The following is a 25,489-nucleotide window of genomic DNA, read 5'->3' as shown; positions in this document are numbered from 1 at the left end:
TCGAGGGCGGACGCCGGGGCGGCACCCGCCACCCCCACCCCGCCCCTAGGTTGGGGGGACCCGCATCGCCGACCGCGCACCACAGAGTTCCGATGGAGGAACGCCATGGCCACGACACCCGTGCTCCGCAGGATCGCGATCGCGCTGGTCGCGGTCGTCGCAGTGGGAGTGGCGGGTGCCGCACCGGCGTCCGCTCTCGACAGGCCCGTCTCCGGATACCTGAAGGACAGCGGGCTCACGCCCGAGAAGATCCGCGACTTCCTCGGCGGACCCCTCATCTCGCCCTCGACGCAGGTGGGCTACGGCGGAGCGGTCTCGAGCGTCGACGCGAACGCGAGCCGCGTGGGCATGGAGGTGCTGAAGCGCGGCGGCAACGCAGCTGACGCCGCGGTCGCCACGGCCGCGGCCCTCGGCGTGAGCGAGCCGTACAGCGCCGGCATCGGCGGAGGCGGGTACTTCGTCTACTTCGACAAGGCCTCCGGCGAGGTCAGCACCATCGACGGACGCGAGACAGCGCCGGCCGGCATCACCTCGGACGCGTTCCTCGACCCCGCGACCGGAGCCCCGTACCCGTTCACCCCGGACCTCGTCTCCTCCGGCGTCGCGGTCGGCGTGCCCGGCACGGTGGCGACCTGGGACACCGCGGTCGACCGCTTCGGCACCCTGCCGCTCCCCGTCGTGCTGGCGCCCTCGATCGCGCTCGCGGCGAAGGGCTTCCGGGTGGACGAGACCTTCCGCAACCAGACGCTCGACAACCTCGAGCGGTTCCAGGCGTTCCCCGACACGGCCGAGCTCTTCCTCCCCGGTGGGGACGCGCCGAAGGTGGGCAGCACCTTCCGCAACCTCGACCTCGCGAAGACGCTGACCTCCATCGCCGTCCACGGGCAGGACGCGTTCTACGAGGGCGCGCTGGCCGCCGAGATCGCCGACACGGTCCAGAACCCGCGGATCGCCGAGGGGTCGGACCTCCCGGCCCCGGCCGGCACGATGACCGCCGCCGACCTCGCGGCGTACTCGGTCGCCGAGCAGGCGCCGACCCGCGTCTCCTACCGCGGACTCGACGTCTACGGGATGGCACCCTCCTCCTCCGGCGGGATCGCGGTCGGCGAGGCCCTCAACATCCTCGAGAACCACGACCTCGCGGCCGAGGACACCGGCAGCGCCCTGCACCTCTACCTCGAGGCGTCCGCCCGCGCCTTCGCCGACCGCGGCGCCTACGTCGGCGACCCGGCCTTCGTCGACGTGCCCACCGAGACGCTCCTCAGCCAGGAGTTCGCGGACTCGCGGGACTGCACGATCGACCCGGCGACCGCCTCCGTCCGCCCGGTCGCGCCCGGCGCTCTCGACGGCTCCGGATGTGCGACCGCCCCCGCCGCGGAGGAGTCGGACACCGAGAACATCTCCACCACCCACCTCTCGGTCGTCGACAAGTGGGGCAACGCCGCCTCCTACACGCTCACGATCGAGCAGACCGGCGGCTCGGCGATGACCGTCCCCGGCCGCGGCTTCCTCCTCAACAACGAGATGACCGACTTCTCCCCCACCTTCGTCGACGGGGACCCGAACCGGATCGAGCCGGGCAAGCGCCCGCGCTCGTCGATGTCGCCGACGATCGTGCTCGACGGCGGGGACGTGCGGTTCGTCGTCGGCTCGCCGGGCGGATCGACGATCATCACGACGGTCCTGCAGACCCTGGTCAACCGCATCGACCTCGGCATGACGCTCCCCGAGGCGGTGGCAGCGCCCCGCGCCTCCCAGCGCAACGGCGCGACGACCTCGGCCGAGCCCGAGTTCATCGAGGCGTACGCCGACGACCTCGCTCCCTTCGGCCAGCAGCTGGTCCCCTCGGGCGACACCTTCACCTCGGCCGCGCAGATCGGGGCGGTGGCCGCCATCGAGGTCGACCCCTCCGGCCGGATGACCGCGGTCGCCGAACCGGTGCGGCGCGGCGGCGGCGTCGGGCTGGTGGTCCGGCCCGAGAAGTGACGCCCCGGAGCCTCCGCGGCCCGCTGAGAGGAACCGTCGGCCGGCCGCCCCTCTCGCCCGGGAGCGGTCCTCCGCGGGAAGGAGGCGTCTGCGACACTGGGGAGATGTCGTCGTCGCGCCCGCTGCGCACCCTCCGGGGCGTCGTCGCGGCGACGGTGGCGACGCTCGTCGCACTGTTCTCGCACGTGGCCGGCGGCGGCCAGATCCCGGGTCCGCTCGGTGTCGCGATGCCGCTCGTCCTGTCGGTCCTGGTGTGCGTGGCGCTCGCCGGGCGCAGGCTCTCCCTGGTCCGCCTGGCGGTCTCGGTGGGAGTCAGCCAGTTCCTGTTCCACACGCTCTTCACGATCGGGACCTTCGCGGGGCCGGTCGATGCGCCGACCCTGCACGCGCACCACGGTGCCGTGATCGACGTCAGCGCGGCGATGACGCACAGCGGGATGACCGGCTCCTCGATGTGGGCGGCGCACCTCGTCGCCGCCGTCGCGACGACCGCGGCGCTCCACCGCGGCGAGTCCCTCCTCGTCAGTGTCGCCGCGACGACGAGCCACCTCGTCACCCGCCTGGTGCGGGTCCTGCCGACTCCGGTGGCCGCTCCTCGACCCGCGCGACGCTCCTCCTTCGAGCTGCGCGACGTGCTCCCCCTCGCCTCGGGCGTCTTCCCCCAGGCGGCGCTGCGGCGCGGCCCCCCTCTGCAGCCCGCCTCCTGATCATCGACGCGAGCCGCGGCGAGGACCTCCCCGGAGGTCCCCGCAGCGTCTGACCGACCCGTCTCCTCCCTGAACCCTCGCGAACGGCGCGCCCCTCACCGGGACGGCGGAGGCCGACGAGCCCGACTTCGAGGCGACGACGACCATCGGCTTCCCGGTGATCCCGGAGTTCTCGCACATGAGGCGCGCCCGCTCGGAGAACACCGCCGAGCGCTTCCACCGCCGGGCCTACAACTACGACGACACCCCGACGGGCGAGGACATCTCGAACTCCGGGCTGATCTTCGCGGCGTTCCAGGCCGACGTCACCGCGCAGTTCGTGCCGATCCAGAAGCGCCTGGACGAGCTGGACCTGCTCAACGAGTGGACGACGCCGATCGGCTCCGCCGTCTTCGCGATCCCGCCGGGCTGCGTCGAGGGCGGCTACATCGGCGACACCCTCCTCTGACCCTCACCGGCACCCGCCACAGCACCGAAGGACCAGAAGCATGACCACCACCGCCACGAGACCCCGCGACTCCGCCGACACCCCGCCCCCGCCGCACAGAAGCAGCGCAGGCTGGCTCGGACAGCTGCTGCTCCGCCTGCACTTCTCCGCCGCCCTGTTCGTCGGGCCGTTCATCCTCGTCGCCGCGACCAGCGGAGCGCTCTACGCACTCACCCCGCAGCTCGAGCAGGTCGTCTACGCGCAGGAGCTGCACGCCCCCGAAGCGGACACCTACGTGCCCCTGGCCGACCAGATCGACGCCGCCGACGCGTACACCGGAGGCGGGCAGAGCATCGTCGCCGTCCGCCCCGCACCGAACCCCGGCGACACCACCCGGGTGATGTACGCGGACCCGTCGCTCGGCGCCAGCGAGACCCGCGCGGTCTTCATCGACCCGGCCACCGCCGACGTCCGCGGCGACCTCACCGCCTACGGCACCAGCGGCGCCCTGCCGTTGCGGACCTGGATCAGCGACCTGCACCGGACGCTGCACCTCGGGGACGTGGGCCGCTCCTACAGCGAGCTCGCCGCCTCCTGGCTGGGGGTGGTCGCCCTCGCCGGCCTGGGCCTCTGGATCATCCGCCTCCGCCGAGCCCGCGTGAAGAGGGACCTGCTGCGCCCCGCGCCGAGGACCACCGGCTACAAGCGCCTGTTCTCCTGGCACGCCTCCACCGGCGTCTGGCTGCTCGTCGGCGCCCTGTTCCTCTCGACCACAGGCATCACCTGGTCGCTCTACGGAGGCGGGAACTTCGAGACCCTCCGCTCCGCAGTCGGCTGGACCACGCCCTCGCTGGGGACGACGCTCGGCGACCGGACCGGCGAGGTGGCCGACGACCACGCCGGACACGGCGCGGCCACCGGCGACGCCGTCGAGTCGACGGCGGGCTACTCGCCGGCCGCCTACGACTCGGTGCTCTCGGTCGCCCGCGAGGTCAACGTGAACACGGGACTGGTCGAGATCCGGCCGCCCGCGGCGGAGGGCTCGGCCTGGGTCGTGCAGGAGATCCAGCGCAGCTTCCCGACCGAGGTCGACGGCGTCGCGATCGACGGGAGCACGATGCAGGTCGTCGACCGGGTCGACTTCGCCGACTTCGGCCTCGTCGCCAAGCTCTCCCGCTGGGGCATCGACACGCACATGGGCTCGATGTTCGGGCTGCCCAACCAGCTGCTGCTGTTCGTCACCGCGGCCGGCATCGCCACGATGGTCGTGCTCGGGTACCTGATGTGGTGGAAGCGCCGCCCCACCCGCGGCCCCCGACAGCTCGTCGGCACCCCGCCGGCCCGGGGAGCTCTCCGGCGCGCGCCGTGGTGGGGAGTCGCGTCCGTCCTGGTGGTCGCCGCCGCGGTCGGGCTGTTCCTCCCGCTCCTGGGGGCGAGCCTCGCGGCCTTCGTGATCATCGACACGCTGCTGGGGCTCCGACCCGCGAACCGCTGAGCGCGCGGGCGCCGACCCGGTGAGGTCCACCGGGCCGGCGTCACAGCCCCTTCGGGAAGCCGAGGGAGCGCAGCACGGGGTCGAGGCCCTCCCACTGCTGACGCCGCTCCGCGTCCCGGTCGGCGTCGCTCCCCCGGAGTCCGACCGCCTTCCTCACCGTTGTCTCCGTGGATTCGGGGCAGTTGTCGGCTCCGGAACGCGCCAGGGGTCCCGGGTACGGCTGACCGCCTTCAGCCGCCTGATGGCATGCCGTGATGAGCCGCCCGGGACCCCGCAACGGCAGGACCGCTCATGGAGAGACGCGACCAGATCGCCCCGTGATGACATGCCGGCGAGGTCGTTCACGGCGCACCGCACCCGCTGAACGGAAGGACCCTGCGTGCCCCGACTCCGGGCCGGAATCGACGCCGGCAAGACCGACCACCACTGCCGGTGAGGGTGCATCGATGATGCTCATCGCGCGCCTCCGAGCCAGAGTCCTGTTGCTGCGGCGATGACGCTGAGGAGGAGCGTGCCGAGGGCGTTGATGGCGGAGGCGAGTTGGCGTCCTTCGGCGAGGAGACGGACGGTTTCGAGGCTGGCGGTGGAGAAGGTGGTGTAGCCGCCGAGGAAGCCGGTGCCGAGGACGAGTCGCCACGGCTCGGGGGCGATGCCTGCGAGGGCGAGGCCGGTGATCAGGCCGAGGAGGAGTGATCCGGTGACGTTGATGACGGTGGTGCCCCAGGGGTAGGCGCCGCCGGTGCGGGCCTTGATGAGCCCGTCGAGGAGGAGCCGTGTTGCGGCTCCGATTCCACCGGCGAGGGAGAGCGCGAGGAACAGTGCGGGTGTCATGCCGGCACCTTCCTCTGCGTGCGTCGCCGGTGGAGTGCTGCGGCGAGGGCGACTCCGGTCCAGGACGCGAGGGCACCGAGCAGGACGGTGCCGAGCGCGTAGAGGGCGGCGGGTGCGGGGTGTCCTGTGGTGAGCAGGTGGGCGGTGTCGGTGGCGAGGGTGCTGTAGGTGGTGAAGCCTCCGAGCGCTCCGGTACCGAGCAGCAGCCGTGCGGTGCGGCGTCGGCCCTCGTCGCTACCGGCTCTGGCGAGGCTCTCCAGGAGTACGCCGAGCAGGAGCGCGCCGACGATGTTGATGGCGAAGACGACGGTGTCGAAGGCGGGATCGGCGGGGAACGCGAGGGTCAGGCCCTCCCGCGCCCCGGTCCCGACCGTGCCGCCGGCGGCGACGAGGAGGAGGTATCGCGGACGCAGGTGCACGGGTCGTGGCGTCCCGTCGGGGGCGTCGTCGACGTCGAGGTCGCTGTCGACCGGCAGCTCGGGGTCGGGGTCCGGGGGGCGGTGACGGTGGCGGTCATCAGTCACGGGGAGTGGGACCTTTCGGGAGGGGGCGGGTCAGTGGGTGAGACCGTAGTGCAGCGTGGGGTCGAGGTGTTCGATGTCGACGAGGCGGTTGTACTTCGCGACCCTCTCGCCGCGCGCGGGGGCGCCGGATTTGATCTGCCCGACTCCGGTTCCCACCGAGAGGTCGGCGATGAAGGTGTCGAGGGTCTCGCCGGAGCGGTGGGAGACCATGCAGCGCATGCCGGCGTCGTGCGCGGCCGCGATCGCGTCGAGGGTGCCGGTGATGGTGCCGATCTGATTGGGCTTGATGAGTGCGGCGTTGGAGTAGCCGTCGCGGGCTCCGTCGCGGATGCGGTCGGCGTCGGTGACGTAGAGGTCGTCTCCCACGAGCTGCACCCGGTCGCTGATGGCGTGGGCGAGGAGGGCCCAGCCCTCGTGGTCGTCCTCGGCGAAGCCGTCCTCGATGCTGCGGATCGGGTAGTCGGCGATCAGCTTCTCGTAGTAGCGGGCGAGTGCGTCGCGGTCGAGATCGGTGCCGGCGACGGTGTAGTGGCCGTCGCCGTGGAAGAAGCCGTTCGCGGCGGGATCCATCGCGATCGCGATGTCACCGGTGCCGGGCTGGTATCCGGCGTCGGTGATCGCTGCGACGAGGAGGTCCAGGGCGTCTTCGGGCCGGTCGATGGGGGGCGCGAAGCCGCCCTCGTCGCCGAGCCCGGAGGTGCCGTAGGCGGTGCGGACGCGGGCGGCGAGGGCGTGATAGATCTCGGCGCCGACCTGCACGGCCTCCTCCTCGGTGCCGGCGGAGACGGGGGCGATCATGAACTCTTGGAAGTCGAGGCCGTTCGCGGCGTGCGCGCCGCCGTTGATGACGTTGAAGTGCGGGACGGGCAGGGAGGCGGTCGCCCCGGTGTGATCGGCGATCCACCGGTGCAGGGGCAGGCCGGTGCGCGCGGCGAAGGCGCGGGCGGCCGCGATGGAGACGGCGACGACGGAGTTCGCTCCGAGGCGGGCGAGGTTCGCGGTTCCATCCAGCGCTCGCAGCGCTTCGTCGATCTCGCGAAGCGAAGTCCAGGAGTGATCGAGCAGGAGGGCGCGGATCTCGCCGTCGACGGCCGCGACAGCGGAGCGGACTCCGCGTCCGCCGAACGCGGGGCCGCCGTCGCGCAGCTCGACCGCTTCGAACGCGCCCGTCGAGGCGCCCGCGGGGGCGGAGGCGTCCAGGACGGTGTCGTCGTCCAGACGCAGGGTGACAGCGACGGTCGGGAAGCCGCGGGAGTCGAGGATCTGCCGTGCGGCGACGTCGGTGATGACCAGCGGGTGTCCGGCGGGGTGGGTGACGTACTCGCCCGTCCCGTGGATGCTGGTGCGGGTGTGGCTGATGTAGGCGTTCATCAGGTTCCTCCTTCGTGGGCGAGCGTGATCGCCGCCCGGTCGGCTCTTGCGGGGTCGAGGTAGCGTCCGCTCCTCGAGATCGGTGTCCCGGACGGCCCGGTGTCGTACAGGTACGGCTGACCAGTCGGGATGTTCAGATCGCGGACCGCGGCATCGCCGAGGTCCTCGAGAAGGGCGCGCAGCGCGCGCAGGGAGTTGCCGTGCCCGACGATGAGCACCGTCTCGCCCTCCTGGAGGGCGGGCAGGATGCGCTCCTCGAGGAGCGGCTGCAGTCGGTGGACGACGTCGCGCAACGACTCCGTCTCCGTCATCGCCTCGGCCGGCTGCCCACGGAACGCCGCGGACCTGTGCAGCTGCACGAAGGCGGCGGCGGACAGAGCAGGCGGGCGGACGTCCATCGACCGGCGCCACTCCAGGAAGGCGTCGGCCCCGTACCGGGCTTCGACGGCGCTTGTGGACAGGCCGGTGAGCGCTCCGTAGTTGCGCTCGTTCAGCCGCCACTGGGCCGCGACGATCCGCGGCCGCCCTGGAAGGGCGCCGGCGATGATCCGGGCCGATTCGGTGGAGCGTTGCAGGGTCGACGTGAGGATCAGATCGGGGTCGATCGATGCGTCCCTCAGCAGCGTCGCGGCCTGTCGCGCTTCGTCACGTCCGAGGTCGGTGAGGGGGACGTCGAGGACGCCGCAGAAGAGACCGTCGGCGTTGCCGGTGCTCTCACCGTGGCGCACGAGGACGAGCGGGGGATGCGCGGGCATGGGTCACCTACCTGGTCTCTGATCGAGAAGGTAGGAACCATCAGCCTCGGCGGCAGTTCGAGCTCACGCTCGGGCGGGATCCATCACCACTGCTGTCAGCCTACGCCCGCACCTCGGTCAGGACCAGGGCAGCGGCTCCGAATCATCGACCGGGGCGAGGGGGATCATGAGGGCCGGCCGGTGCTGACGGTGAGCGAGACGGGCGCCGACGGCACCGGAGAAGACCTCCTGCACGGTGCGACGCAGAGACGGCTCCTTCGTGCCGACAATGATCATGACCGCATCGACACGGTCCGCGAGCGTCGCCAGAGCGTGTGCAACGTCACCGGCCATCTGATGCGTCTGCCACGGGACACGGTCACCGACGATCCGGTCAAGCCGCTCGAGGATCGCAGGATCTGGAGCCAGTGGAGTGTCGCAGATGCACTGCGGGCGACACCGGCCCCTTCCCCAGGGTCCGGTCCCCGCCAGCTGCCCGCGCGTACACGTGCGGACGCTGCGGCGTACCCGGATCGGCTGCTACTGACGAAGCGCGCCTCGGGAACGAACGGTGGGATCACGCTCGACCCGACGATCGGGGTGTCGTCGAGGATGGCACGCGGTCGAACCGATCACCACGGAGACCACCGCGCGCGAGGCGGTGAGAAGCAGCTCAGGCGCAAGGGGGTCGCGAATCGTCGTCGGCGCGGTTCACTCACTGCATGGATGGTCTGCCCTTCGTTGTTCTCGTCGTCATCTTTCTCGCCGCCGCCGCAGTGGTGTGGGTCGCCGGCATCCAGTTGTCGAAGGCCACGGACGTTCTGGACGCGCGTCTGCACCTGGGGAGTGCGCTGGGCGGTCTGATCGTTCTCGCCGTCGCGACGAACCTGCCGGAGATCGCGATCACCGTGTCCGCCGCGCTCTCCGGGAACCTGGACGTCGCGGTCGGCAACATCCTCGGCGGCATCGCGCTGCAGACCGTGGTCCTCGTCGTCCTCGACCTGTTCGGCAAGCCCGGAAAGGGTGCGAAGCCGCTCACCTACCGTGCCGCGTCCCTCACACTCGTGCTCGAGGGGCTCGTGGTCGTCGCGGTGCTCGCCGTCGTCATCGCCGGCAGCCAGCTGCCCTCCGGACTTGAAGTGCTGCGCCTGACCCCGGACGTCGTCCTCATCGCCGGCCTCTGGGTCGTCGGGCTGCTGCTCGTGCAACGCTCCGGCAAGCACCTCCCCTGGCACGAGGACGGGCGGGCCCCCGACGCGACAGCATCCCCCTCGAAGAAGAAGACGCACCCGATGAGCACACGCAAGGCGACCATCGTGTTCACGATCTCCGCCGCGGCGACCCTCCTCGCCGGTGTCGTGCTCGAGCGCGCCGGTGATGCAGCATCCTCGCAGCTCGGTCTCTCCGGGGTGCTGTTCGGAGCCACCGTGCTCGCTCTCGCCACCTCCCTCCCCGAGATCTCAACCGGGCTGCAAGCCATCAAGCAGGGCGACGACAACCTCGCCATCAGCGACATCTTCGGCGGCAACGCCTTCCTCCCCGTCCTGTTCCTCGTCGCCACCGTCCTCTCCGGCACCGCAGTCCTCCCGCAGGCGAACTCGTCCGACATCTACCTCACCGCTCTCGCCGCCCTGCTCACCCTCGTCTACATCGTCGGACTGATCTTCCGACCCACCCGCCGCATCGCCGGCATGGGAATCGACTCGTTGATCGTGCTCGCGCTCTACACCGTCGGCATCGCCGGGCTCTTCGCCATCACCGCGACATGACGTCCGCGCCGCCGTGGGCAGATCGACCAGATCGCTGTAGCTCGAGCAGACACGGCCGCTGGCGTGATCGGCGTAGCGACGAGCCGTGCACCGGTCAGCGCAACTCGTGTGCGATCTCCAGGAACGCCGCCGCGGACGACCCGATGCGATCGGACCAGATGGCGCGGAGGGGTCGCACGAGTGCTGGTCCGCGGAGGGGCACTCGTATCAGTGAGCGCGCGGCGAGATCTGTTTCGACGGTGAGGATGCTCATGACGGCGGGCGCGATGCCGGCGCGGGCGTTCGCTCGGATGATCGCCGTCGTCTCCAGGATCGCGGCGGGAGTCGTGAGTGCGAGCCCGGCGTCGTGGAGCCATGCTTCGAGGGTCGTCCGGGTGCCGGAGCCTTCCTCTCGTGTCAGCAGTGCGGTCCCGGCCAAGTCCTCGGCGCTGATACTCGCCGCGCGTGCCCAGGGGTGGTCCGGTGCCACGACGACAGCGAGTTCGTCCTCCGTGACCACGTCAGAGGAGAGCGTGGCCGTGGACGCCGGTGTCTCGACGAATCCGAGCTGCGCCGCACCGGATCGCACGAGCTCTGTGACCGTGGCTGAATTGCCGGCGATCAGCTGCACACTCACCTCGGGTGTGCGCTGTCGGAATTCGAGGAGCCAGCGTGGGAGCAGCAGTTCGGCGATGGTCTGCGACGCCGCGAGAACCAGTGAGCCGGTCGGCTGTCGCAGTGCCGCCGCGCCCGCCTCGAGGCGGCGGGACGCCTCGAGGACCGGGCCGGCCAGCTCGAGCACGAGCCGGCCCGCGTCGGTCATCAGGGACCCGGTCGGAGAGCGGCGCACGAGCGGCTGCCCGATGGCGCGCTCCGCTACCCGCAGACGCGCCGAGACGGCCTGCTGGGTGACGCCGAGGGCTTCGGCAGCGCGGGAGAGCGAGCCCGCCTCGGCGACGCGTTCGAGCACCTCCAGCGTGTCGAGATCCAGGATCCGGTCCGTCAATCGCCGCGTCGCCACAAGCACTCATTGTGCCCCGCCAACACGATCGCTGTATCGGCTGGTGACGGCGATGCTCAGGCTGGAGTCATGACAACTTTCTCCCCCGCCCGCGCATCTTCCTCGATCGGGCATCCTCCGCGGTCGAGGCGCTTGTTCCGGGAGCTGGAGCATCCGGGACTGATCGTGTCGAACCTGACGCCGAACTGGTTCGCGTCGATCATGGGCACCGGCATCGTCGCGGTCGCCGCCGCGTCCCTGCCACTCCAGTTCCCCGGACTCCGTACCGGGGCCACCGTCGTCTGGGCGATCGCCGCGATGCTGCTCGTCGCGCTGACGGTCGCGACCGGGCTGCACTGGGTCCGCTACCGCGCTACAGCGATGAGGCACCACCTGAATCCGGTCCTCTCGCACTTCTACGGCGCGCCTCCCATGGCGTTCCTCACCGTCGGCGCGGGAACCCTCCTCCTCGGCAAGGACTGGATCGGCCTGCCGGCCGCTGTCACCATCGACTGGGTGCTCTGGACCGCGGGGACTCTCGGCGGGCTGGTGACGGCGGTCCTGGTGCCCTACCTCGCGTTCACCCGGCATGAGAACAAGCCCGATTCGGCGTTCGGCGGCTGGCTGATGCCGATCGTTCCGCCGATGGTGTCCGCTTCCACCGGCGCATTGCTGCTGCCGTACGCGCCCGCCGGGCAAGCGCGGGAGACGCTCCTGTGGTCCTGCTACGGCTTCTTCGGCCTCAGCCTGGTCGCGTCGCTGGTGGTGATCACCCTGATCTGGAACCGGCTCGCGCAGCACAAGGTAGGAGCGGCGGGGATGGTGCCGACGCTGTGGATCGTCCTCGGTCCGGTCGGACAGTCGATCACCGCTGTGAATCTGCTCGCCTCGAACGCGCCCACCGTCGTGGACGCCGGCATGGCGCGTGCGCTGCTGGTCGTGGCTCTGGTGTACGGCTTCGCGATGCTCGGCTTCGCGCTGCTCTGGACCGTCATCGCCCTCGCGATCACCCTCCGCACCGCGAAGGAGCACCTGCCGTTCAGTCTGACGTGGTGGTCGTTCACGTTCCCCGTCGGCACCTGCGTCACCGGACTGAACGGCCTCGCCCTGCACTCCGGTCTCACGGTCGTCGCCGGCCTCGCCGTGCTCTACTACGTCGGCCTGATCGCCGCGTGGATCATCGTCGCCGCCCGCACGTTCCACGGTTCCGTGATCCGCGGCACCCTGCTCGCACCACCGCGGCCGGCCTGACCGGGATCGAGGAGCATCGTGGATGTCCGAACCCTGAACGCCCTCGCCGAGACCTGGCGGAGTACCGCGGACGCGACCGGACGCTTCGTTCCGGGCTTCGATCCCCGCTCCGGCGGCACCGCCAGTCGCGTCCTGGTGCTGATGCAGTCACCCGGCCCTCGGACGATCGCCGCGGGATCCGCTGCCGTCTGCAGCGAAGACAACCTCGGGCCCACCGCCGCCGCGTTCCGGGCGGCCCGCATCGAGTCCGGACTCTCCCGCGACCACTACGTCCGGTGGAACCTCATCCCGTGGGAGATCCCTGGCCGCGTCCGCCCCGCGGACATCGAGCAGGGCCGGCTCGCGCTCGGTGAGCTGCTGGAGCTGCTGCCCGCGCTCGACGCCGTCGTCACCTACGGGACCGTGGCGCTCGACGGGGTCATGCGCTATCTGACCCTGCACGATGATCCCCGTGTCGTCCCCGTCCTCGCGGCACCGCACCCCTCACCGGCCAACGGGCGTCACCGCGCCGACCAGCACCTCCGCTCCGTGAACGCGCTCCGCCTCGCGAATCGTCTCGGATCCGGTCGGCGAGTCGCAGACTGACGGCACTGAAGGGAGACGTCCGCGTCTCGGTCGTCACCGGTCGCCGTGACCGATGAGGTGTTGATCTCAGACGGCCCCCGTCCTCGAACCGCTGACGGGAACGGCATGGTCGTCCACGACGTCGACGGTGTACGCCGCGCCGTGCTCGAGCGTGTGGCCGACGGTGCACTGGCGGTCGACCGCCCGGTGGGTGCGCTCGGACAGTGAGGCGATCCGCTCGGGATCGAGCGCCGACAGGTCGGCGCGGATCACGGCGGCGATCGAGTCGTAGCGGTCCTCACCCTCGGGCTTGGTCGCGGTGATGTCGGTGGTCGCTTCGAAGTCGGCTCCGAGCCGGCTGGCGAGGATGTGGTCCGAGGAGAGCATGCCGCAGGCGGCGAGGGCGAGGTGCAGCAGCTCGCCGGGCGAGAACACGCCGTCGGCGTCCGACCCGCCGATGCGGACCTCGGCTCCTCGCGCGTTGCGGCCGATGAAGCTTCTCGGGCCCTCGCGGGTGATGTGCAGCGGCGTGGTCTCGGTGCTCATGGTCTGCTCCTGTCCGGTGCCCGCGGCACCGCGGGCAGTGTCGGTGTCTCCTGCGGGTGGGCGGTGTCTCAGGTGTCGGTGCGGACGAGGGGGGAGTTCGTGCCGCGGACCCTGATGTCGACGCCGGTGATCTCCGACCGGGCGACGCCCGTGGACGCCGCCAGGTCGACGGCGCGCCGCCCGGCCGCCGTCCAGGTGGCGACGGTGATCGTGCTGCCGTCTGTGCGGGTGATCACGAGTTCGTACTCCGCGTCGGCGGGCGCATCACCACTGTAGGTGCAGCTCCACTCCAGCCGGGTGCCCCACGGCTTCCCCTCGACCTGGATGTCCGCAGCGAGAGCGGGATCGGCCGCGATCGGGTCCATCGGTTCGAGGGTCGCCTCGCTCGCCACGGGAGCGCCCGCGATGCCCGTGCCGAGAGCGACACCTCCGAAGACGGAGGCGGTGACGGCGGCCGCGACGGCGAGGGACGTCACCAGCCGGCGCCGACGTCGGCGCGTCCGGACACGGTGGGCGATGGCGGGCAGCGTCACCATCGACGGCGGCGCCTCCTCGCCGTCGTCCGATGCGCTGATGGCGAGAGCGTCCTCGACGGAGAGGCGGCCGACGATGCCGGGCAGTCCTGCCAGCTCTGCCACGGCCGCGCGGCAGGCCGCGCAGCCGCTGAGGTGCTGCTCGTACTCGAGTCGCTGATCCGCGGGGAGAGCGCCGAGGACGTAGGACGCGTCCCAGTCGCGGTACTCGTCCTCCGTCGCAGAGCTTCCGTGGTGATCGTTCATCGGGTGACGCCCCTTTCCTGCAGAGCCAGTCGCAGTCCGCGCAGTCCGTAGTGCAATCGAGATTTCGCTGTTCCCTCGGGGATGGAGTGCCGGCGGGCGATCTCGGGGACGGTGTGTCCGAGGAAGTACGCGTCCACCACGATCTGACGATGCTCCACCGACAGCGATGCGAGAGCGTCGGCGACCAGGATGCTGTCCAGGACCGCGTCGGTGCGATCGGGGACGGCGCCGCCGCCGTCCTCGTCCTTCGCCGGCACCTCGCGTCGGCTCCGAGCGGATCGGGCGTCGTCGATGACGAGGTTGCGGGCGACGGTGAACAGCCACGCGCGAGCGGCGTCGGCGTCGCGTTCGAGGACCTGCGGGCGCTGCCAGGCCCGGACCATCGTCTCCTGCACGACGTCCTCCGTCAGCGCCGCGTTCCGAGTGAGGTTCTGCACGAAGCGCCGCAAGGCCGGGCCGTGACTCTCGTACAGCGCCGCCAGGAGCTCATCGACGGGGCGGGGCACAACGCTCACCGCCTCGAAGCGCCACGGTGCGCTCCCTCATCACGGTTGCTGCGATCACTGCCGGTCATCCCTTCCGTCCATGCCTGTCGAGAACCGGCGACCCGGCCCGACGATGCGCTTCGCTGCGCGGGGACGGGTCGCCGTCGCATCAGGACGCCGGGGTGGCGGTGCTCATGGCCGCGGCTTCCTTGTTCATCGTGCCGTCAGGGAGGAGGACGTACCAGGCGTCCTTCACACCCTGCCCGTTGACCTGGCCCGGCGCGGTGTCCTTCGCGAACCGGTAGACCGGCCATCCGTCGACGGTCAGCTGGGTCGTCCCGTCGGTGCGCGTGATCGAGCCGACCTCTCCGGTGATCCCGTCCGCGGCGGTCGTGCTGGACGCCGACACGGCCGGCCAGGTCGTGGCGCACTCGTCGTAGCAGCTGCTGCTGCCCGAGTTCTGCGTGTCCTTCATGAACGTGTAGACGGTGTAGCCGGCCTCGTCCGTGATGATCTCGCCCAGCGGCGAGGACGCCGTCGTGAGAGCCGCCGTCCCAGCGGAGGCGGTCGCGGTGGCGGAGGCCATCGCGGTGGCGGAGGGGCTGTCGGCCGGCGCTTCCGACGAGGCGGCCGAGCCGGCGGCCGTCGAGCATCCGGCGAGAAGGACGGCGGCGAACGCCGCAGTCGTCACAGTGGTCGCGATTCGCTTGAGCATGATGCCTCCTGTAGTGCGGGGGCCGAGGTGGTCCCACCGAGGACACGACACAGCAGTCGCGGACGTTCAACGACGCGAGAAGATCGCTGGGAGAGCATCCGCGCAGCGGGCGGATTCAGTGAGAGCGACGATCCGTTGCGCGCTCCTTCGCGTGAAGGCCCGAGGCTGCGCGCTGCTCTCCACGGCGGCGTGCGAGCAGTGATCGACCATGTGCGCGACGGCTGCGGCCTGCCCGGCCGCCCGCGCGGCAGCGGTGGCGGCAGGCTCGCCCGCCTGCGTCGCGGCGCGGGCTGCGGCGTGCGCCGTGAAGGCCGCCGCGCGGCACTCGGTCATCGGAGCCTCGCCCCGCCCCCAGGCGAGGAGGACGTCGAGCGCGCGCCAGGGCCGGGCATTGTCCGGGTCCCGCTCCTCGAACGCGGGGAGGGCGCGCTCCGCGCACTCCGCCGCCCACCGCGCGAGCGCCCGGTGGACCTCCGGCTCCGGATCCGCCCAGGCCGGCTCCTCCGCTCCGCCCACGGGTCTTCCTCCGATTCCGGAGCTCAGCTGGCTCTTCCCAGATGAGGGTGTAGGTCGGCCGGGAGCGTCGGTCCGCAGATAGACGTCGAGGTCTCCCGACGACGGAGGTTCCTACGCCATCCGTCCGAAAGACCTCGACGTGACCGACGCTACCCCGCCGGCCGGCTTCGGCCGCCCTGACCTGACCGCCTTCGCGTCTCATCCCAGTCGACCCTGATCGAGTCTGCTGACCCCCTCGACGAGAACGCAGCGACATCACAGCCACCCAACCCCGACCGTCAGGGAAGCCGGGACACGTCACATGACCTGTGCTGCGGGCGTGTCGAGTGGGTCGTCCAGGGGCGACGCAGGAGCGTCGACGCGACGTGCTGAGAGGTGGTTCCAGTCGAGCGCTAGGACACCGGCTACAGGCATCGCGATAGGTCAGGAACGGCGTCGCTCCCTGCGCAGGAGGGAGCGCAGAGTCTCGGCATTCGCGTAGCCGACCCGTAGCGCGATCTCGGCGGAGGTGAAGTCCGTGGTTGCTGAGAGGTGCCGAGCTCGTTCGATGCGAAGCCGTTGGACGAAGCCGAGCGGAGTGAGGTTGAGCGCCGCACGGACTCGTCGTTCGAGGGTGCGCCGGCTGGTGCCGAGCGACTGCGCGACGAAGGCGACGTTGAACGGTTCGTCCAGGCGGGCGCGCACGAAGCGTTCGAACTCGACGACGATCGGGTCCTCGTGCCGGAGATGTTCGTAGGCGACGAAGGCCGCCTGAGACGGACGCTCGTCGATGATGAGGAGCTTGGCGACATGTTGGGCCAGGTCGGGGCTGATCGATCGCACGAGTGAGAGCGCGAGGTCGATGTGGGCGAACGCGGCGCCGGCGGTGACGAGGTTCCCGTCGACCACGACCATGGTGTCGAGATCGAGGGCGACGGTCGGATAGCGCTTCAGGAACTCCGGCCCCAGGAACCAGCTGGTCGTCGCCCTCCGATGATGCATCCGTCCGGTCTCGGCGACAGCGAACACGCCGGTGCACGCCGCGGCGATCCGGGTGGTCGCCTCGTCGAGGCGCCCGAGCGAGGCGATGACCGAACGAGCATCTCGGCTCTGGAGGACGTCGTTGGTAGCGGCGGCCGTAAGGGTTCCAAGCGCAGGGACGACGACCACGTCGAACTCTCCGGACTCCGACAGCGGGTGGTCCACCGACAGGGTCATCGATGCCGTCGTGGTCACTCGCCGTTTCGGTCCGAGGATGGCGAGTTCGATCGGGTCGATCCGCGGGTCGACATCGCCGCGGGCTCCGTCGGCCACCCGCAGGATGTCGATGATCGACGCGATAGCCGAACCGAAGCAGCCGTCGATCGCGATCAGTCCGATACGCATGACGTAAACAATAGCAATACTGCCGTATACGCCACTCCCCACCGGCCCTCGCTCGTCATACGCTGAACTCGTCCCCGAAGAACCCCGACGTCAAGGAGAGTCCCTCATGTCCACACCCGCATCACTTCCGTATGCCTTCGTCGCCAAGATCGTCGCGGCCGATGGACAGCACGACGCGGTCGCCGATCTGCTCGCCGGCGCTGTCGCACTCGCCAACGAAGAAGTAGGAACGATTGTCTGGTTCGCGGTCAGGACCCACGCCGACACCTTCTGGATCTTCGATGCATTCCCCGACGAAGCCGCTCGCGACGCCCACGCCAACGGCGCCATCGTCGCAGCCCTGATGGCCAACCAGCACCTCCTCGGCGCAGCACCCGAGATCCTGGCGGCCGACGTCCTCGCGTCCAAGCTCCCGTAGTCCGCCAACGCACGAGACGATCGCGCCCCGCCGAGCCGTCGCCAGGTCGCGACGCAACGCCACGCTGCGTTGCCGAGCGGTGCGAGGCCTATCGGCACACGGACAGGATGCCGGCCGCGAGCGCTCAGTCGGCGAGGGGTCCGTCGCAGAGGAGAGCGACGTCGGTGTCGGGCAGAGCCGTGGGGCCAGCGCATCGCGCGACCACCAGAACGGTTCGCCGGAGCCGCCTGTCGGAATCGAACGGACGACCTCATCACGTCGGCTTTGCGTCTATCGCTTGATGCGCCCACTGGGCGAACGAGCCGCTCACCTGCGCAAACGCCGAGCGTGGAGGACGCCGCCATCCGGTGGTGACCGACGACGACCGACCAGTACCGACCGTTTCACCGGAGCTTGCGGCGGCGTCGAAGCCGAGCAAGCTCCATTCTTCTAACTCACCGCGCCCTCCTCCTCGCCGGCCCCGTCGTCGGCGAAGACGTTTCAGGGGTCTTCTCAGATGACGGTGGAGGTCGGCCGGGCGCGTCGGTCCGCAGATAGACGTCGAGGTCTCCCGACGACGGAGGTTCCTACGCCATCCGTCCGAAAGACCTCGACGTGACCGACGCTACCCCGCCGGCCGGCTTCGGCCGCCCTGACCTGACCGCCTTCGCTCGACTCGACGGCCTCGGTCTGCACACCGGCGCGGACCTGCTCACCGACAAGCAGAGCGACAGGCTACGCGCGCTGTTCGTTGATGACGCTCACGTCGAGGTCGAGGCGACCTGGGGTGTCTACCAGCGCATGATCGCCGCCTATCGCCACGAGGACCGGCAACGTGGCCGCGAGCTCATGGAGAAGCTGATCACCGACCTCAGCGCCGGCGTCCCCAAGGTGCTCACCGAGCTCACCACCCTGGGCCGGACCCTGAAGAAGCGAGCCGCTGACGTGCTCGCCTACTTCGAACGACCCGGCACCAGCAACGGGCCGACCGAGGCGCTCAACGGACGGCTCGAACACCTGCGCGGCTCCGCACTCGGGTTCCGCAACCTGACCAACTGCATCGCCCGAAGCCTGCTCGAGACCGGCGGCTTCAGACCCCAACTCCTACACCCCCGATTGGGATGAGCCGCTCAGCTCCGGCGCGGCCGCCCCGTGAAGTGCTTCACCCCGTAGACCAGGAGGAGCAGGATGCCGCTCAGCTGCAGGGCGAGCGAGAAGCCGGAGGCGAATTGACCGGCCGGCCACACCAGCCTCAGCACCAGCGCGACGAACATCGCTGTGACCCCGACGACGAACAGGACTCGATTCCGCATCCGTCGAGTCGACCATCCGCACGCGGGCCCTGGCCAACCGCCAGTGCTCAGCTCAGGCGCTCGGTCAGGTGGACGGTGACGACGTCGCCGAGGTCCTTGCCGATCGTCTTCCGCAGTTTCGCGCTGATCGACAGCATGTGACCGCCGGTGCCGTTCGGCAGCAGGCCCGCGGTCACCGGCTCGCCGTCGACGGTGGCGACCACCTTCACCGACCTCCCTGTGCCGAGCAGCTCGACGGAGCCGGGCACCTCGACGCACGACCAGAGGTCGCCCTTCACGGCGACACCGATCGGGGCGGTGAAGGCGAGGTCCAGGGGGCCGGCGCTCATGCGCTCTCCTCCGCGGACGCCGCGCTCTCGCCGGAGGAGTCCTGCCCGCTGTACCGGTCGAGGATCTCGTCGTACATCGCGGCGTCGAGCAGACCATCGGACAGGGCCCGGCGGACCTCCTCGAACTCCCCGGGGTCGAGGGTCGTCCAGTCGAAGCCGTCGCTCGGCGATCCGGGCCGGTAGCGCCGGCGGCCGAGCTCGTCGACGGCCTGCTCCCGCGTCAGCTCCCCCGCGGCGAAGCGCTGCGCGATCCCGTACGGTGTCGCGCCGGAGAAGCCGGAGCGCACGTGCGGCAGCGCGGCGGCGGCCTCGATCCCGTCGGACACCTCGTCGATCGACATGCGGACCCCTCCCGTCCGAGGGTCCACCGACCCTCCCGTCGACCCTACGACGAGACGTCGCATCCCGGTCGGGCCGGGCGACGCGCACTGCCCTCGACAGGCGGCTACCGTTCCTCCATGACCGGACGCGCCGCTACGTCCCGGCACGAGTTCCGCGTCGACTCGCGCACGCTCGTCGCCCACGACTTCCTCGGCACTCGAGCCCCCAGGGCTGCAGTCGTCTGGTGCGGAGGGACACCGCACACCGGCGCACTCCTCGCTCCCCACGTCGACGCCGCTGCGGCGCGCGGCATCCGGCTCGTCTCCGTCGCCCGTCCCGGCTTCGGCGGCTCGATGCGGGCTCCCGGACGGAGCATCGCGGATGCGGCCGCCGATGTGCTCCGCGTCGCCGACCTGCTCGGGATCGAGCGCTTCGTGGTGACGGGCTACTCCGGCGGCGGCCCGCACGCACTGGCCGCCGGGGCTCTCGGAGGTGATCGCGTCCTGGGCGTCGCGACGTTCGGCAGCCCGGCGCCCTTCAGTGACGACGGAGCGTGGTTCGACGGCATGCAGGATCCGGGCGCTCTCCGCAGCGCGCGCGACGGCCGGGCTGCGCGCGAGGAGTGGGAGGAGACGGCCCGCTTCGATCCGGAGCAGTTCACCGGTGACGACTACTCGGCCCTCGACGGCCCGCTGACGGCGCTCGGCGCAGAGGCCGGACGCGCCTCGGAGCTCGAACAGGGCGGGAGCGTCGACGACGACCTCGCTCTCGTCATGCCCTGGGGAGTCGACCTCTCGCGCCTGGCGGCGCCGGTCCTCCTCCTCCACGGCGCCGCGGACAGGGTGGTCCCGGTCGCGCACGCGGAGCGGATCCGCCGCCTCCACCCGGCCGCGGAGCTCACGATCCGGCCCGGTCGAGGCCACATCGGCGTCCTGCTCGACTGGCCGGACGTCCTCGACCGCCTCCTCGCGGACGGGACCCCCGGGGACCGCCCCGGCAGCGGAGGCTGAGCGTCTCATCGCGGCCGGCAGCGGATCCGACGCGCAAGGTGGGCCTGGAAGGGCCACGCTTCGGGAGGGCTCCCTCCGCGAGGATCACGGCATGGCCCCCCACACGGATCCCCGCCGATGACTCTGCAGGACCTCGCCGACGAGCTCGCCCAGGCTCTCGACCGCCCGGTGACGATCGAGGACGCCTCGAGCCGGGTACTGGTGGCGACGCGCGCGCGCGAGGAGGCGCCCCGCGACGGGGTGTTCCCCGTCCAGGATCCGCGGGGCCGGCTCGCGACCCTCCTCCTCCCCCGGGAGCGGCCCGCGCCGCTCACTCCGGCCGAGTACTCGCTCATCGACGCGGCCGTCGGAGCGATCCGCCGCCTCCTCGGCCCCTCGACGCGGGCGGGCGGCAGCTCCCGGCGCGCGGACGTCCTCGCGGCGCTCCTGTCGGGCGACGGCGGCACCCGGCGCGCCTCCTTCGCCGAGGCGGTCGAGCGCCGCTGGCTGCGCCGGGACGCCCAGACCGTGGTCCGCGCGGTGCGGCTGACCGGCCCGACCGGCTCCCTGCAGCGGACGGCGCTGGCGCGGCGGATCGACGCGAGCGCCGCCTCCGGCCTGACGTTCCTCGGCGACCAGGAGGGTGTGCTGTTCTTCGTGAGCGTGGAGGCGCCCGAGGCCGCCGCGGAGGCGGACGACGTCCTGCGGGCGGAGGCGCGCGGCCGCGGCACGGCCGTCGACGCGATCGGCTCGGCGCGCTTCGACGTCCGCGACGACGACCTCCTGCCGACTGCCGAGCGGGCCGCTCTCGCGGCGACCATCGTCGGCTCCCTGCCCGACGGCCGTAGCCGGGCCGACATCGCCGAGCTCGGGGCCTGGGTGCTCCTCGCCTCGATCGGGGCGGACAGCTCGCAGCTCGCCATGCTCTCGCCGGCCGCGGCGACGCTACTCGAGCGGGGCGACGAGGTGCAGCGGCGGACCGTGGAGGCCTACCTCGACGTGCGCGGCAGCGTGCGGGAGGCGTGCGGGCTCCTCCACATCCACCGCACCACGCTCTACTACCGTCTCGACAACCTGCCCGAGGCGGTCCGGGACGCGCTCGACGACGGCCTCGCCCGCAGCACGCTGCACCTCTGCCTCAAGCTGATGAAGTTCCGCGACGGGCTCGAGCGGCGGCGTGCCTCGTGATTGTGCCCGGGGACCTCCCGCAGGTCCGCCTCTACGGGCGGCGCGAGAGCCGCGACGCGTGGGAGATCCGCGACCTGCTCTCGCGCAGCGTCGTCTCGTTCTCGTGGACGCCGATCGACACGGACGAGCAGTGCCTCGCCGTCGCCGGGCATCCGCTCGCCACCGCGTCGCTCCCCCTCGTGGTGTTCCCGGACGGCAGCCGCGCCTCCGATCCGACGCTCGCCGAGGTCGCGGCCCGGCTCGGCTGGGTGGGCTCGCCGCGGCTCGCGGAGTACGACCTCTCCATCTACGGAGCCGGCCCGGCCGGGCTCTCGGCCGCCGTGTACGCCGCCTCGGAGGGGCTGAAGGTCGTGGTCCTCGAGCGCTCGGCCATCGGCGGGCAGGCCGGCTCGAGCAGCCTGATCGAGAACTACCTCGGCTTCCCGCACGGGATAGCGGGAGCCGATCTGGCCGAGCGCGCGCGGCAGCAGGCCGTCTCGTTCGGCGCCGAGCTGCTGCGGATGCGCGAGGGGATCCGCGGGCGCTTCGCCGACGACCGGATCCACGCGCTGCTCGCCGACGGGACGACCGTCGTCGCCCGCACCAACATCTGCGCCACGGGCATCCAGTGGCGCCGGCTCGGCCTCGAGCGCGAGGACGAGCTGCTCGGCGTCGGCCTCTACTACGGTGCCGGCACGAGCGAGGCGCCGCTCTGCGAGGGCGAGGACGTCGTGGTCGTCGGAGGCGGCAACTCGGCCGGGCAGGCCGTGATGAACCTCTCGGCGCACGCGCGACACGTGACCATGCTGGTCCGCGGCCCGGATCTGGCCGACAGCCTCTCCTCCTACCTCGCGGAGCGCGTCGTCCGGCAGCCGAACGTGACGATCCTGCTCGACTCCCGCGTCACCCGCCTGCACGGCGCCGACGCCCTCGAGTCGATCGAGGTCGAGAACTCGGCGACCGGCGCGCACGGGGCGCTGGCCACCTCCCACCTCTTCGTCTGCATCGGGGGCGAGCCGGACACGACGTGGGCGGCGGAGACCGCGATCGTCCGCGACTCCGGCGGCTACCTCGTGACGGGACCGGATCTCGCCGGTGAGCACGCGGCTCGCGACTGGCCGCTCGAGCGGGCGCCGTTCTACCTCGAGACCAGCGTCCCCGGCTCCTTCGCCGCGGGGGACGTGCGCCGCAGCTCGGTCAAGCGCGTCGCCTCCGCCGTCGGCGAGGGCGCGATGGCCGTCACCTTCGCCCACCGCCACCTGCAGGAGACCTCGTGAGCCGCCGACTGCCGACGGTGCGCCACGGCGTCGGCTTCTGGATCGTCGCCGCGACCTTCCTGCTCGTGATGGCGTACTCGACGGTGCCGACACCCCTCTACCCGCTCTACCAGCAGCTCGACGGCTTCCCGCCGTTCGTGATCACCGTCGTCTTCGCCGCCTACGCGGTCGGAGTGATCGTGAGCCTGTACCTCGCCGGTCACGTCAGCGACTGGCTCGGCCGCCGCCGAGTGCTGCTGATCGCGGTGCTCGTCTCGGCGGTCTCGGCCGTGCTCTTCTCGCTGACGACGGAGGTGCCTGGGCTGATCGTCGCCCGCTTCGTCAACGGCGTCAGCATCGGGATGCTCACCGCCACCGCGACCGCCCACCTCGGCGAGCTGCGCGCCCGCGCCCGGCCGGACGAGAACACGATCGTCGCCGCGTCGATCTCGGGCGCGGTGAACCTCGGCGGACTCTCGCTGGGCCCGCTGCTCGGAGGGGTCTTCGCCGAGTTCCTGCCCGATCCGCTCCTCCTGCCGCACCAGGTGTTCCTGGTCGCGCTGCTCGTGGCGGGCCTGGCGCTGCTCCTCGTGCCCGAGACGGTCGACGTGCCGGAGACGGCGCCCGCCTACCGGCCGCAGCGGCTCTCGGTGCCGGCGGACGCGCGCCGGGCGTTCCTGCTCGCGGCGTTCGGAGCGTTCTCGGCCTTCTCCGTCCTCGGCCTCTTCACCTCGCTCGCACCGACGTTCCTGGTGCAGACCTTCCAGGTGCGCGACCACCTGCTGGCCGGCGCGACGTCCTTCGCCGTGTTCGCCTCCGCGGCCCTCGGCCAGCTGCTGCTCGTGAAGGTGGGGACGCGCCTGCAGCTCTCGATCGCGGTGGCGGGCTGCGCGGTCGGGCTGGCGGCGGTCGCGGCCGGAGCGATCGCTCCGCAGCTGGGAGTGTTCCTCGCCGGGGCCGTCGTCTCGGGCTTCGGGGTGGGGCTGCTCTTCAAGGGCTCGATCGGCACGGCGGTCGCCCTCGCGGATCCCGCCCGCCGGGGCGAGACCCTGGCGGTGGTGTTCCTGGTCGCGTACACGGGGCTCGCGGTGCCCGCACTGGCGGCGGGAGCGGCGCTCGACCTCGTCGCCGCGACGACGGTGCTGACGGTGTTCGCGGCGCTCGTGCTGGCGGCGACCGCGACGGCCGGCGTGCTGCTGCGCGCCCGCAGCGCGGCGGCCGGGCGATGAGCGGCGGAGCGGGGCGGCGCTGCGGGGTGCGGGCCGGCGGCCGTCCGGGTGCCGGCCGCGTGCACCCCGGACGGCCGCCCGCCGCATCAGAAGTCCTCGCGCCGCTCCTGCTCGGCCTCGGCGGCCGGCTCGAGCGCGGCGAGATCCCCGAGCGCGAGTCGCAGCTGGCGCAGCAGCCACTCCTCGGTCAGCGCACCCGCGTCGAGCGCGTCCAGCCGGCGGAGGCGCTCGGCGGCCGACCCGGTGAGGTCGGCGGGCGTCCCCGCGCTCATGCGCCGTACCCCGCTCCGCGGAGCAGGCTGCGCAGGTCGACGAGCTGCTGCTCGTCCACGTCCTTGTGGTGCGGCCGGTGGAGGGTCTCGGTCGTCGAGCCGACCGTCACCGAGAAGGCGCCGTCGTGCTTCTCGTGGACGGTGCCGACGGCCTCGAGCAGCGTCAGCACGTCCGCCCAGAGGACGTTGTGGCTCGGCGAGTCCTCGAGCAGCCGCTCGAGGGTGTCTCGCTGGTTCGAGTGGAGGTGGCGGGTGTCGGTCATGAACGGCCCTTCGGTGTCTGCGCACGCGCCCCGGTGGCGGTGCTCGGCGTCGCGTCCGACGGTAGGCGCGCGGGTGGAGCCGGTGCGCGAGTCGGATGACTCGAAGAGCGGACGCCGCGGGGCGTCCCCGCGAGAGGTGCGGCCGTGAACCCGGAGCCGGGCGACCGCCTCGACGAGGAGGACTCTCCCCGCACGCCCGCGCTGCCCGAGGCCGCCGTCTCCGCCGCGTCGCTCCCCGACCGTCCGGCCGCGTTCCTCAACGCCCTGCTGACCGAGCACTTCGTGCTGGAGTCGGCGCGCGGCATCACCGTGACGGAGTCGAGCAGCCGCGCCTCGCTCTACCTGACGATGCTCTCCAGCTCGCTCGTGGCCTTCGGCTTCCTCGCCCCGACGCGGTACGCGATGGGGTTCCTCGCCGTGATCATCCCGGTCGTCGTTCTGCTGGGGGTGTTCACCTACGAGCGGCTGGTGCAGACCTCGATGGAGGACATCGCCGCGCTGACGGCCATCCAGCGCATCCGCCGCTACTACGGGACCCTGCTGCCGGGCGCGGGCGCCTACTTCGCGGTGCCGCGCGGCCGCCACGCGCCGAACGAGCTGCTCGAGATCGGCCGGCGGCAGAGCTGGCGGGGCATCTTCTTCACGATGTCCTCGGCGATCGCGGTGGTCAACTCGATCGTGGCGGGCGCCGGAGTCGCGCTCGCGCTGACGCAGAGCGGCGCGGACGAGGTCCCCGCGATCGCGTGCGGGATGGCGGCCGCGGTCGTCCTCGCTGTGCTGCACGGGGTGTACCAGTTCCACCGCTACCGGCAGATGCGGCTGCGGATCGCCGAGGCGGAGGCGCTGGACGGGGTCGAGAGGGGGTGACGGGGCGGGGCTCGGCCGGCGGGGTCCGGAGCTGACGAACGC

Annotated in this window: 28 protein-coding genes, 2 pseudogenes and 1 riboswitch; of the genes and pseudogenes, 14 read left to right on the top strand and 16 right to left on the bottom strand. The window is 71.7% G+C overall.

Annotated features, from left to right (window positions below; genetic code table 11):
* The first annotated feature begins 105 nt into the window (after positions 1 to 105).
* From ggt to C5C33_RS12385, 4 genes and pseudogenes are all read left to right on the top strand, one after another.
* Positions 106 to 1,986, top strand: coding sequence for a gamma-glutamyltransferase (ggt, locus tag C5C33_RS12400; protein WP_104261251.1), 1,881 nt, complete (start codon positions 106 to 108; stop codon positions 1,984 to 1,986).
* A 104-nt stretch (positions 1,987 to 2,090) separates the two neighbouring features.
* Positions 2,091 to 2,693: a hypothetical protein gene (locus C5C33_RS12395; protein WP_104224800.1), complete on the top strand. Its 603-nt coding sequence runs from the start codon at positions 2,091 to 2,093 to the stop codon at positions 2,691 to 2,693.
* A 76-nt stretch (positions 2,694 to 2,769) separates the two neighbouring features.
* A pseudogene (locus tag C5C33_RS12390) lies at positions 2,770 to 3,141 on the top strand (Dyp-type peroxidase); the annotation flags it as partial.
* Positions 3,142 to 3,181: 40 nt separating this feature from the next.
* Complete coding sequence (locus C5C33_RS12385; RefSeq protein WP_104261250.1) at positions 3,182 to 4,615, top strand: PepSY domain-containing protein; 1,434 nt, start codon at positions 3,182 to 3,184, stop codon at positions 4,613 to 4,615.
* Positions 4,616 to 5,068: 453 nt separating this feature from the next.
* On the opposite strand, the gene crcB is transcribed toward C5C33_RS12385, so the two are convergent.
* Genes crcB through C5C33_RS12365 form a run of 4 tightly spaced genes read right to left on the bottom strand, consistent with a single transcriptional unit; the run spans position 5,069 to position 8,096 of the window.
* Positions 5,069 to 5,446 carry a fluoride efflux transporter CrcB gene (gene crcB / locus C5C33_RS12380; RefSeq protein ID WP_104224798.1) on the bottom strand — a complete coding sequence of 126 codons (378 nt, stop codon included), beginning with the start codon at positions 5,444 to 5,446 and terminating at the stop codon, positions 5,069 to 5,071.
* Positions 5,443 to 5,970: a CrcB family protein gene (locus C5C33_RS12375; RefSeq protein ID WP_258062373.1), complete on the bottom strand. Its 528-nt coding sequence runs from the start codon at positions 5,968 to 5,970 to the stop codon at positions 5,443 to 5,445. Before C5C33_RS12375 ends, crcB begins: the two co-directional genes overlap by 4 nt.
* A 30-nt stretch (positions 5,971 to 6,000) precedes the next feature.
* The gene (gene eno, locus C5C33_RS12370) at positions 6,001 to 7,341 is read right to left on the bottom strand and encodes a phosphopyruvate hydratase (protein WP_104234121.1); all 1,341 of its coding nucleotides are present in this window, start codon (positions 7,339 to 7,341) and stop codon (positions 6,001 to 6,003) included.
* A complete protein-coding gene (locus C5C33_RS12365; protein WP_104261249.1) occupies positions 7,341 to 8,096 on the bottom strand; it encodes a 2,3-diphosphoglycerate-dependent phosphoglycerate mutase in 756 nt (251 codons plus the stop codon). Before C5C33_RS12365 ends, eno begins: the two co-directional genes overlap by 1 nt.
* Before the next feature lie 24 nt (positions 8,097 to 8,120).
* Positions 8,121 to 8,193, bottom strand: a riboswitch (Fluoride riboswitch).
* A 604-nt stretch (positions 8,194 to 8,797) separates the two neighbouring features.
* Here C5C33_RS12365 and C5C33_RS12355 point away from each other — a divergent pair.
* Entirely contained in the window at positions 8,798 to 9,844 is a 1,047-nt protein-coding gene (locus C5C33_RS12355; protein WP_104261248.1) for a sodium:calcium antiporter, read from the top strand.
* A 94-nt stretch (positions 9,845 to 9,938) separates the two neighbouring features.
* Here C5C33_RS12355 and C5C33_RS12350 read toward each other — a convergent pair whose 3' ends face one another.
* On the bottom strand, positions 9,939 to 10,829 hold the full coding sequence (locus C5C33_RS12350; RefSeq protein ID WP_258069235.1) for a LysR family transcriptional regulator: 891 nt from the start codon (positions 10,827 to 10,829) through the stop codon (positions 9,939 to 9,941).
* A gap of 180 nt (positions 10,830 to 11,009) precedes the next feature.
* On the opposite strand from C5C33_RS12350, the gene C5C33_RS12345 reads away from it, so the two are divergent.
* Both C5C33_RS12345 and C5C33_RS12340 read left to right on the top strand, forming a co-directional pair.
* On the top strand, positions 11,010 to 12,074 hold the full coding sequence (locus tag C5C33_RS12345) for a TDT family transporter (protein ID WP_258067785.1): 1,065 nt from the start codon (positions 11,010 to 11,012) through the stop codon (positions 12,072 to 12,074).
* A gap of 18 nt (positions 12,075 to 12,092) precedes the next feature.
* Positions 12,093 to 12,659 (top strand): uracil-DNA glycosylase family protein, encoded by a 567-nt coding sequence (locus C5C33_RS12340; RefSeq protein WP_258068752.1) that lies wholly within the window; start codon positions 12,093 to 12,095, stop codon positions 12,657 to 12,659.
* A 66-nt stretch (positions 12,660 to 12,725) separates the two neighbouring features.
* Here C5C33_RS12340 and C5C33_RS12335 read toward each other — a convergent pair whose 3' ends face one another.
* The 6 genes from C5C33_RS12335 to C5C33_RS12310 form a co-directional block, all read right to left on the bottom strand.
* Positions 12,726 to 13,184 (bottom strand): OsmC family protein, encoded by a 459-nt coding sequence (locus C5C33_RS12335; protein ID WP_104261244.1) that lies wholly within the window; start codon positions 13,182 to 13,184, stop codon positions 12,726 to 12,728.
* 68 nt (positions 13,185 to 13,252) lie between these two features.
* Positions 13,253 to 13,963, bottom strand: a complete 711-nt coding sequence (locus C5C33_RS12330) for an anti-sigma factor (RefSeq protein WP_104257433.1) — start codon at positions 13,961 to 13,963, stop codon at positions 13,253 to 13,255.
* Complete coding sequence (locus C5C33_RS12325; RefSeq protein ID WP_056865923.1) at positions 13,960 to 14,469, bottom strand: sigma-70 family RNA polymerase sigma factor; 510 nt, start codon at positions 14,467 to 14,469, stop codon at positions 13,960 to 13,962. Before C5C33_RS12325 ends, C5C33_RS12330 begins: the two co-directional genes overlap by 4 nt.
* 148 nt (positions 14,470 to 14,617) lie before the next feature.
* Complete coding sequence (locus tag C5C33_RS12320) at positions 14,618 to 15,163, bottom strand: hypothetical protein (protein WP_104261243.1); 546 nt, start codon at positions 15,161 to 15,163, stop codon at positions 14,618 to 14,620.
* 66 nt (positions 15,164 to 15,229) lie between these two features.
* Complete coding sequence (locus tag C5C33_RS19225) at positions 15,230 to 15,679, bottom strand: putative immunity protein (protein ID WP_374953825.1); 450 nt, start codon at positions 15,677 to 15,679, stop codon at positions 15,230 to 15,232.
* 423 nt (positions 15,680 to 16,102) lie between these two features.
* Positions 16,103 to 17,044, bottom strand: a complete 942-nt coding sequence (locus C5C33_RS12310; RefSeq protein WP_104261241.1) for a GlxA family transcriptional regulator — start codon at positions 17,042 to 17,044, stop codon at positions 16,103 to 16,105.
* 106 nt (positions 17,045 to 17,150) lie between these two features.
* Between C5C33_RS12310 and C5C33_RS12305 the strand changes: the two genes are divergently transcribed.
* Both C5C33_RS12305 and C5C33_RS12295 read left to right on the top strand, forming a co-directional pair.
* Positions 17,151 to 17,462: a putative quinol monooxygenase gene (locus C5C33_RS12305; protein WP_033107114.1), complete on the top strand. Its 312-nt coding sequence runs from the start codon at positions 17,151 to 17,153 to the stop codon at positions 17,460 to 17,462.
* A 669-nt stretch (positions 17,463 to 18,131) separates the two neighbouring features.
* Positions 18,132 to 18,566: pseudogene (locus C5C33_RS12295) on the top strand (transposase); the annotation flags it as partial.
* 5 nt (positions 18,567 to 18,571) lie between these two features.
* On the opposite strand, the gene C5C33_RS12290 reads toward C5C33_RS12295, so the two are convergent.
* Genes C5C33_RS12290 through C5C33_RS12280 form a run of 3 tightly spaced genes read right to left on the bottom strand, consistent with a single transcriptional unit; the run spans position 18,572 to position 19,424 of the window.
* Positions 18,572 to 18,754 (bottom strand): hypothetical protein, encoded by a 183-nt coding sequence (locus C5C33_RS12290; RefSeq protein WP_104248148.1) that lies wholly within the window; start codon positions 18,752 to 18,754, stop codon positions 18,572 to 18,574.
* A gap of 47 nt (positions 18,755 to 18,801) precedes the next feature.
* Positions 18,802 to 19,083, bottom strand: a complete 282-nt coding sequence (locus C5C33_RS12285; RefSeq protein ID WP_104224783.1) for a DUF1905 domain-containing protein — start codon at positions 19,081 to 19,083, stop codon at positions 18,802 to 18,804.
* Positions 19,080 to 19,424, bottom strand: a complete 345-nt coding sequence (locus tag C5C33_RS12280; protein WP_104224782.1) for a hypothetical protein — start codon at positions 19,422 to 19,424, stop codon at positions 19,080 to 19,082. Before C5C33_RS12280 ends, C5C33_RS12285 begins: the two co-directional genes overlap by 4 nt.
* Positions 19,425 to 19,541: 117 nt before the next feature.
* On the opposite strand from C5C33_RS12280, the gene C5C33_RS12275 reads away from it, so the two are divergent.
* The 4 genes from C5C33_RS12275 (at position 19,542) to C5C33_RS12260 (ending at position 24,045) form a co-directional block, all read left to right on the top strand.
* Positions 19,542 to 20,414, top strand: coding sequence for an alpha/beta fold hydrolase (locus C5C33_RS12275; RefSeq protein ID WP_104261240.1), 873 nt, complete (start codon positions 19,542 to 19,544; stop codon positions 20,412 to 20,414).
* A 117-nt stretch (positions 20,415 to 20,531) separates the two neighbouring features.
* Positions 20,532 to 21,581 (top strand): helix-turn-helix domain-containing protein, encoded by a 1,050-nt coding sequence (locus C5C33_RS12270; RefSeq protein WP_104248150.1) that lies wholly within the window; start codon positions 20,532 to 20,534, stop codon positions 21,579 to 21,581.
* A 2-nt stretch (positions 21,582 to 21,583) separates the two neighbouring features.
* Positions 21,584 to 22,837, top strand: coding sequence for an NAD(P)/FAD-dependent oxidoreductase (locus C5C33_RS12265; RefSeq protein ID WP_104224779.1), 1,254 nt, complete (start codon positions 21,584 to 21,586; stop codon positions 22,835 to 22,837).
* Positions 22,834 to 24,045 (top strand): MFS transporter, encoded by a 1,212-nt coding sequence (locus tag C5C33_RS12260; protein WP_258069234.1) that lies wholly within the window; start codon positions 22,834 to 22,836, stop codon positions 24,043 to 24,045. The genes C5C33_RS12265 and C5C33_RS12260 overlap by 4 nt, the downstream gene beginning before the upstream one ends.
* A gap of 86 nt (positions 24,046 to 24,131) precedes the next feature.
* Here C5C33_RS12260 and C5C33_RS12255 read toward each other — a convergent pair whose 3' ends face one another.
* Complete coding sequence (locus tag C5C33_RS12255; RefSeq protein WP_104224778.1) at positions 24,132 to 24,317, bottom strand: hypothetical protein; 186 nt, start codon at positions 24,315 to 24,317, stop codon at positions 24,132 to 24,134.
* Positions 24,314 to 24,580, bottom strand: a complete 267-nt coding sequence (locus tag C5C33_RS12250; RefSeq protein WP_104261239.1) for a hypothetical protein — start codon at positions 24,578 to 24,580, stop codon at positions 24,314 to 24,316. Before C5C33_RS12250 ends, C5C33_RS12255 begins: the two co-directional genes overlap by 4 nt.
* Before the next feature lie 144 nt (positions 24,581 to 24,724).
* Between C5C33_RS12250 and C5C33_RS12245 the strand changes: the two genes are divergently transcribed.
* Positions 24,725 to 25,447 (top strand): hypothetical protein, encoded by a 723-nt coding sequence (locus C5C33_RS12245; protein ID WP_104224776.1) that lies wholly within the window; start codon positions 24,725 to 24,727, stop codon positions 25,445 to 25,447.
* Positions 25,448 to 25,489: the final 42 nt, after the last annotated feature.

The sequence above is a fragment of the Rathayibacter sp. AY1H3 genome (assembly GCF_002932015.1).
This window is presented reverse-complemented; position numbering and strand designations above follow the sequence as displayed.

Excerpts from the sequence above, each read along its gene's own strand:
- ggt (WP_104261251.1), top strand. The coding sequence starts at position 106 with ATGGCCACGACACCCGTGCTCCGCAGGATCGCGATCGCGCTGGTCGCG.
- C5C33_RS12395 (WP_104224800.1), top strand. The coding sequence starts at position 2,091 with ATGTCGTCGTCGCGCCCGCTGCGCACCCTCCGGGGCGTCGTCGCGGCG.
- C5C33_RS12385 (WP_104261250.1), top strand. The coding sequence starts at position 3,182 with ATGACCACCACCGCCACGAGACCCCGCGACTCCGCCGACACCCCGCCC.
- crcB (WP_104224798.1), bottom strand. The coding sequence starts at position 5,446 with ATGACACCCGCACTGTTCCTCGCGCTCTCCCTCGCCGGTGGAATCGGA.
- eno (WP_104234121.1), bottom strand. The coding sequence starts at position 7,341 with ATGAACGCCTACATCAGCCACACCCGCACCAGCATCCACGGGACGGGC.
- C5C33_RS12365 (WP_104261249.1), bottom strand. The coding sequence starts at position 8,096 with ATGCCCGCGCATCCCCCGCTCGTCCTCGTGCGCCACGGTGAGAGCACC.
- C5C33_RS12355 (WP_104261248.1), top strand. The coding sequence starts at position 8,798 with ATGGATGGTCTGCCCTTCGTTGTTCTCGTCGTCATCTTTCTCGCCGCC.
- C5C33_RS12335 (WP_104261244.1), bottom strand. The coding sequence starts at position 13,184 with ATGAGCACCGAGACCACGCCGCTGCACATCACCCGCGAGGGCCCGAGA.
- C5C33_RS12330 (WP_104257433.1), bottom strand. The coding sequence starts at position 13,963 with ATGAACGATCACCACGGAAGCTCTGCGACGGAGGACGAGTACCGCGAC.
- C5C33_RS12320 (WP_104261243.1), bottom strand. The coding sequence starts at position 15,163 with ATGCTCAAGCGAATCGCGACCACTGTGACGACTGCGGCGTTCGCCGCC.
- C5C33_RS12310 (WP_104261241.1), bottom strand. The coding sequence starts at position 17,044 with ATGCGTATCGGACTGATCGCGATCGACGGCTGCTTCGGTTCGGCTATC.
- C5C33_RS12305 (WP_033107114.1), top strand. The coding sequence starts at position 17,151 with ATGTCCACACCCGCATCACTTCCGTATGCCTTCGTCGCCAAGATCGTC.
- C5C33_RS12290 (WP_104248148.1), bottom strand. The coding sequence starts at position 18,754 with ATGCGGAATCGAGTCCTGTTCGTCGTCGGGGTCACAGCGATGTTCGTC.
- C5C33_RS12285 (WP_104224783.1), bottom strand. The coding sequence starts at position 19,083 with ATGAGCGCCGGCCCCCTGGACCTCGCCTTCACCGCCCCGATCGGTGTC.
- C5C33_RS12280 (WP_104224782.1), bottom strand. The coding sequence starts at position 19,424 with ATGTCGATCGACGAGGTGTCCGACGGGATCGAGGCCGCCGCCGCGCTG.
- C5C33_RS12275 (WP_104261240.1), top strand. The coding sequence starts at position 19,542 with ATGACCGGACGCGCCGCTACGTCCCGGCACGAGTTCCGCGTCGACTCG.
- C5C33_RS12270 (WP_104248150.1), top strand. The coding sequence starts at position 20,532 with ATGACTCTGCAGGACCTCGCCGACGAGCTCGCCCAGGCTCTCGACCGC.
- C5C33_RS12255 (WP_104224778.1), bottom strand. The coding sequence starts at position 24,317 with ATGAGCGCGGGGACGCCCGCCGACCTCACCGGGTCGGCCGCCGAGCGC.
- C5C33_RS12250 (WP_104261239.1), bottom strand. The coding sequence starts at position 24,580 with ATGACCGACACCCGCCACCTCCACTCGAACCAGCGAGACACCCTCGAG.